Annotated in this window: 5 protein-coding genes and 1 pseudogene; 5 read left to right on the top strand and 1 reads right to left on the bottom strand. The window is 56.4% G+C overall.

Features of this window, described 5'->3' with window-relative positions:
* From K289_RS0140240 to K289_RS0140220, 5 genes and pseudogenes are all read left to right on the top strand, one after another.
* Positions 1-291 (top strand): annotated as a pseudogene (locus K289_RS0140240) (IS256 family transposase); the annotation flags it as partial.
* Positions 292-1,515: 1,224 nt separating this feature from the next.
* Positions 1,516-1,962 carry a hypothetical protein gene (locus tag K289_RS0140235; protein WP_051311344.1) on the top strand — a complete coding sequence of 149 codons (447 nt, stop codon included), beginning with the start codon at positions 1,516-1,518 and terminating at the stop codon, positions 1,960-1,962.
* A gap of 274 nt (positions 1,963-2,236) precedes the next feature.
* A complete protein-coding gene (locus K289_RS0140230) occupies positions 2,237-2,995 on the top strand; it encodes an acetoacetate decarboxylase family protein (protein WP_027556473.1) in 759 nt (252 codons plus the stop codon).
* 239 nt (positions 2,996-3,234) lie between these two features.
* Positions 3,235-4,362 (top strand): glucose 1-dehydrogenase, encoded by a 1,128-nt coding sequence (locus tag K289_RS0140225; protein ID WP_245284144.1) that lies wholly within the window; start codon positions 3,235-3,237, stop codon positions 4,360-4,362.
* 38 nt (positions 4,363-4,400) lie between these two features.
* Positions 4,401-6,164, top strand: a complete 1,764-nt coding sequence (locus K289_RS0140220) for an oleate hydratase (RefSeq protein WP_027556471.1) — start codon at positions 4,401-4,403, stop codon at positions 6,162-6,164.
* Between the two features lie 94 nt (positions 6,165-6,258).
* Here K289_RS0140220 and K289_RS47185 read toward each other — a convergent pair.
* Positions 6,259-6,559: LexA family protein (locus K289_RS47185; protein WP_371260918.1), on the bottom strand; the 301-nt coding region annotated here is incomplete at its 5' end.

Genomic DNA, 6,559 nt, shown 5'->3' with positions numbered 1-6,559 from the left:
ATCCTGACTGTCGTCCGGTTGAAGTTGCCGAAGGAGCTTCGTCGATCGCTCGCCTGTACCAACATCGCCGAGAACATGATGGGCACCATTCGCCGCGTCACGCGCAACGTCAAACGCTGGCGGGATGCCGGTATGGCCTTGCGATGGGTCGCGGCCGGCATGATCGAGGCCAACAAGGGCTTCCGACGATTGAAGGCGCATAAGCAATTGTCGGTTCTGCGTGCGGCTCTTCAAGCTCGCCACAATCGCATGACGATCAACCCCGTTGCCCACGTCACGAGGGCCGCGTAACATTCATTCCGGCAACGTCGGCCCGACCTAGTTCAACAGCGATCGGGACATCCCCGGCTTTCGCGGCAGGCTGGGCTACGTCGCGTCGTGGCGTCCGCTTGACCAGAGCCGTGGCGCGATCAAGATTCTCGGCTCACCCTTCCAAACCTTCGCTGAGGCTGAGGACGCCAGCAACACCATGCTGAATTACCTCAACGACGAAAGTAATTCCGTCCGCCTGGAAAGTTGAAGCTCCCGTAAAATGCGGCAGTCGCTCCGCATGCGCCCAGGATATCCGCGACGGTCGACACTCTCCGCTACCAGCCCTCAAAGTGTATCTCTATTCGACCGACAACGAGGACGCGGAGAAGGCCGCATGCAGGCGCTTACGGAGTGCGCTGGCGCCGTCGAGGGACGGTCGGATCCAAGCGATGACGTTAAGCCATTGCCAACGCGGCATAACCAGGTTTGATTTACCTCCACGTGAAGAGGTCCCTGCCGGTCATTTCGTGAAAGTGCCAGTCCGATCCAACGTAGTACAGCTTCCATCGAGTTGGCATTTTGTCGCCGGCTACGCGGCCATTCCAAATCGTGATCGTTCTGCAAGTCGGAGCTGTCGGTGACCTCCAATTGACGTAAAAGTCAATTCTGTTCGCGGTGACCTTGCCGGTCACCAAGGCCTCGACAACGTGAAGGTTACCACTAGGCCGAGACACGGGACGCACCATCACCCTCGTGACGGCCGTGGATTCCCTGCTCTAGCGCAAGTGCTTCTATCCACTTTCCAACCTCTTGTCGACCAAACCTTCAGCGCCAGTACGTCAGAAATTGCTCGTTACTTGGTTTTAGCGAATAGGCACGTCCAGTGGTCCTCAGAGCGGGATCCGGGTCGCAGTCCCTCGCCAATGGCCCGCGATAATTTCGACAGTCAGCTCGCCAGGATCAAAACACCAATGATCACTAGCACGACCACTACTGCCCGGCTCCTATCACAAGTCTAAGATTTGTCATTCGCTCTCGCTACCTTCTTCGGGCACCCGTCAGTTGTGGTAGTTCCCGGTGCTTAAGCCATGTGCTCGTATATACGCGCTAGTCAAAAGCCGGGCCAGGTGCTTGGGCAGGTTAGAAGTGGCTCCAGGTCCCGCCAGCGCTGCCAAGTGGCGTTCAGCACCTTGGCATTAACCGGTGCTGCAAGGTTTTGAGAGATCCCCAAGAGACCTCCAGTGCCTTAGGAAGAGAAAAGTCATGCCAGATACTTCTCTTGCGACTCAGGAGTTTGCGACCCCCGAACACGCCGCGGAAGCATTGGCCGCTGGGAGGGGGCGGACTGAAACAAAGAGTTCGGCGGTGATGAGAACGAAAGAGAAGGCGAAGAAAGGAGCAACGAAGGGCGGAGGCAAGCACGAATTTATCGTGGTGAATCTGACCAAAGAAAAGCCCAAGGGGCATGTTCTGTGGGAAAGCAGCGGCGACGAGATCAAGATCGATGTCAGTGGTCTTGAGCCTGGAAAGGGCTCGCTGCGAAAGCGGTCGTACCCGTCCAGTGGCAATCGGGTCTATTGCCGATCGTCGGAGCGAGACAGGGAGTCCGAGCTGAATTGTTGGCATGGCTACACCTATGCCATTGTAACCATCAACGACTACGGAATCCGGCTGCTTGCTACCGACACGAGCCCCGATACGTGGAAATGATAGCGCAACGTCGACACGGACGCCGCATGTAAGTGGCCATTCTTAGCTCTGTGTGTTTTCGTCCATTTCAAGGGTGTGCTGGACGCCCGCCCTAGAACGTCGAGCAAGGAAGCGACGAAAATGAGTCGGAACGAACTGGGGACGCTGCGGCGAACGTTCTAGCCAAATCCCCGCAGACGCGGGAGTAACATTCATGTTGAATGTCGAGTCTAGGAGCCAACCTACCCGCGAATTTCACTAAGCGTCTGCCGGACGAGCAACCGGAGGATAAACAATGCCGGAAGTCAGAGGCATTCCATTCGATGCACCCCTTTATCACGGAGATCGAGAACACGGCAGCGCGTTTCTTAACTGCCAAGCCGTACAAGCCGTCTTTACAATTGCGAACGACGTGGAGCGTCTGTTGCCAAAGCAGCTAACACCTGCCGCAGATCCCGCGGTCGGTGTTGTCGGTATAGCGAATTACGGCTCAAGCATCGTCGGACCATATCTCGAGCAGTACTCTGGAATCGAAGTTCGTGATCCTGGTGGGGAGACCGGTTTCTATATTCCCTATATCTATGTGACGACAAATGATGCAGCCCTCGCGTCGGGACGCGAGATTCTCGGCGCGCCGAAAAAGCTCGCTCACATCGCGTTGACCCGCGAGGGCGGCCTGATTCAGGGAACGCTCGAGCGACCGACAGGTAAGCGTCTGCTGACTATCACTGCTCAACCAGACTCGCGCTTGAGAGCAGCGGCACGGCAGATGTTTTCCACACACACGAACTTCTATTCGGTCAGGCATTTGCCCCCAGTAAATCAATTTGGGAAAGGCGCCGCCACACAGCTGGTGAAATGGTGCACAGACCGAACGTTCCGACGAGACGCGGGGGGCGAAGAAGTGCTATTCACGGGCCTCGTTTCACTAACTTACGACTCGCCGTCCGTCATCGATCCCGTGCACAATTTGACGGTTGGCGAGATCATGCTTGGCACGTACGAGGAGTACGATTCCAGGCTCCAGGCGATCGATCTCCTTTCGGACGCGTAAACCGTCGGTGCTGCAGCGGCTCTTTGGGCCATATGCGACTGACGGCACTAGCTTGAGAGGATGGTTTCGGAATTACCCCTTGGGCGTTCAGAAGGAAGCTTGCAATCCGCACGAAGTGAGTACAGCCATGAGCTGCGCATTCCTTGTTGCGCCCCGTCTTCAACCGATGCCGGTTGACCTGCATAATGATGGAAGTCTGACACGACAGCCGACTTTGTCGCTGTGATTCGGCAGAAGTAATGGCCAGACTCGTTCAGGCAAACATGCGCGCTCCTGGCATGCGCATTGCTGGTATTGGTTTGTCGCACGGCAGTTCGAACCGCCGCGCCTACGTGGTCGAAGCGGAGCCCCATCTTTCACGGATAACCGCCGGAGAGCGTTATGTTCTTTGCGTCAATCAGAGCCAATTGCTTCTTTGCATTGGTTATCTCTCGGCATGGGTGGACTTGGCGATGGTGGGCGATCGCCTTCATCCGCCTGTTCGGCGAATTTACGACGATTGTCCTTCGGTGCAGAACGCCGACTGTCGCAGTTATCAGAGCAGCACCATGCGCGCCTCTTCCGAGGCGACGGTATATTGCATCGCTTACGGCAAGGACTACGTCATGGCACGTGTGAGTGAAAAAGTCATTCTAGTGACTGGCGCGGCGCGGGGGATGGGAGCGGCACATGCCCGTTTGCTGATTTCGGAGGGCGCTCGAGTCGTAGTCACTGATATCCTTGATGCAGATGGAGAGGCTCTCGCTTCCGAACTGGGAAATGCCGCCATCTACGTGCACCAGGATGTTAGCGAGCCGAAATCGTGGGCAACGGCGGTCGCGGTCGCAGAGAGCACCTTTGGCGCCTTACATGGGCTCGTCAACAATGCGGGTGTCGCCAGCATGGCTCCGATCGAACAGTTCCCACTCGATCAATGGAACAGAACCCTAGCAGTCAATTTGACGGGCGTATTCCTCGGCATCCAGGCTGCCCTACCAGCAATCCGGCGCGCCGGCGGAGGTTCGATCGTCAACGTCTCATCGGTCGAGGGACTGCGAGGCAGCCCTGGCCTTCATGCTTATGTCGCCTCCAAGTTCGGCGTGCGGGGTGTCACCAAGTCTGCCGCGCTAGAGGGGGCGGCCTCCGGCGTGCGTGTCAACTCAGTTCATCCTGGCCTCGTCACCACGGCGATGAGTGAGGGCTTGGATCCGGCCCTTTTTCCAATTCCATTGGGGCGGGCGGCCCAGCCGCTCGAAGTCTCTCAGGCGGTCGCATTCCTGCTTAGCGACGAGTCCAGTTACATGACTGGTGCTGAGATAGTCCTCGACGGCGGCTTGACGATCGGCGTCCCGCATAAATGTGCGGCCCTGGAGGACATGTTTTCGTGACATCAACTGACGTGCCGGCCAATCGGAGGGAACACGCCATGTATTACAGCAGCGGAAACTACGAAGCCTTTGCCCGTCCCCGCAAGCCTGATGCTGTCGACCAAAAGACCGCTTGGTTCATCGGTGCTGGTCTCGCGGCGCTTGCCGGTGCGGCGTTCCTCATTCGCGATGGACATATGGCCGGCAACCGAATCACAGTTCTCGAGCGGTTGATGCTGCCGGGCGGTGCGCTCGACGGGATCAAACAGCCCGAAAAGGGCTTTGTCATTCGAGGTGGCCGCGAAATGGAGGACCATTTTGAGTGTCTTTGGGATCTGTTTAGGTCGATCCCATCGCTGGAAATGGAAGGCGCCAGCGTGCTCGATGAGTTCTATTGGCTGAATAAGGACGATCCGAACTACTCGTTACAACGTGCGACAGTGAATCGAGGGGAGGACGCCCATACCGACGGCCTTTTCAACCTGAACGGGAAGGCGCAAAGCGAGTTGATCACCATCTTTCTTGCTAGCCCTCGGGATATGGAGAACAAGCGCATCGATGAAGTGCTTGGGGAGGATCTTCTAAGAAGCAATTTCTGGCTCTACTGGCGCACAATGTTCGCCTTTGAGGAATGGCATTCCGCGTTGGAAATGAAGCTGTACCTCCATCGATTCATCCATCACATTGGCGGGCTCCCGGATTTCAGGGCACTGAAGTTTACCAAGTACAATCAGTACGAATCTCTTGTTCTGCCATTGTGCAATTGGCTGGCGAAGCAAGGTGTCGTCTTTCAATTCGGCGTTGAAGTCAATGATGTCGATTTCGAGATCCGGCCCGGATACAAGCAGGCCACGCGCATCAACTACCAGAGGGACGGTGTCAGCGGCGGAATTGATCTTTGCGCCGACGATCTCGTCTTTGTGACAATCGGGTCTTTGACGGAGAACTCCGACGCCGGCGACCATCACACGCCCGCCAAAATTTATGAAGGTCCTGCTCCAGCATGGGATCTCTGGCGGCGTATCGCGACAAAGAGCACGGCGTTCGGCCGGCCTGACGTTTTCGGCGGCAACATCCATGCGACAAAGTGGGAATCTGCGACCATCACGACCTTAGACGCGCGCATCCCAAGCTATATCCGCAAAATCGCAAAACGCGATCCGTTCAGCGGCAAGGTCGTCACGGGAGGCATCGTTACGGTGAAGGATTCGAGTTGGCTGCTCAGTTGGACCGTGAACCGCCAGCCGCACTTCAAGCATCAACCAAGAGACCAAATTGTCGTCTGGCTCTATTCTCTCTTTGTCGACAAGCCGGGTGACTTCGTGAAGAAACCGATGCAAGACTGCACAGGCGCGGAGATTGCGCAGGAATGGCTTTACCACCTTGGTGTGCCCGTTGCGGACATACCGCAAATCGCCGAGACGGGCGCAAAAACAGTTCCCGTCATGATGCCCTACGTCACCTCCCTTTTCATGCCGAGGCAGGCGGGCGACCGACCAGATGTTATACCACAGGGAGCTGCCAATTTCGCTTTCATCGGACAATTTGCCGAGTCGGCCGAACGAGATTGTGTTTTCACCACCGAATATTCGGTTCGCACAGCGATGGAGGCCGCCTACACCCTTCTTAACATCGAACGCGGAGTCCCGCAGGTGTTCAACTCAACCTACGATGTTCGTAAAATATTTGCCGCTATCGCTCGAATATGTGACGGCAATGAAGTGCAGGTTGAACCAGAGTTTCTGCGCAAACTATTGCTGAAGACGGTTGAAGCTACTGAACTTAGAGGATTGCTCGGTGAACATCTTTCAATCTCCAATTGACGAGAGAAATGTCTCGCCTCCGCCAATGCACGATGTAGAGAGGAACGCCTGATCTAAGCCGGCTAGAACTGTTTTGCGATCGCCTAGTGGCTCGTCACAGTGGTTTTGACGGTTTGATACCGAGCCAATCTAGGATCGGCAAGTTTTCTGGTGGCACGAGGATTTCGATGCTTCTGGGGGCACCGGCTTGACGGCGAATGAGGCCGTTGCGTTCGAGCGTGACAATCATCTGATGGACTGAGGGCGGGCTGACGCCGAAGTGGCGCTGCATATCGGTTTCGGCAGGCGGCCGTCCGAACATGTACGAGTAGGTATAGATGAAGGCCAGGTAGTGGCCCTGCTTTTCAGTAAAGTGCGCGGCGCCTGATTTTTGACTCATCGATCGATTCGTCCCG

Origin of the sequence: Bradyrhizobium sp. Cp5.3 (genome assembly GCF_000426265.1) — a bacterium.
Classification (GTDB): domain Bacteria; phylum Pseudomonadota; class Alphaproteobacteria; order Rhizobiales; family Xanthobacteraceae; genus Bradyrhizobium; species Bradyrhizobium neotropicale.
Note: the sequence above shows the minus strand (reverse complement) of the source record. Positions and strands in the feature narration are given on the sequence as shown.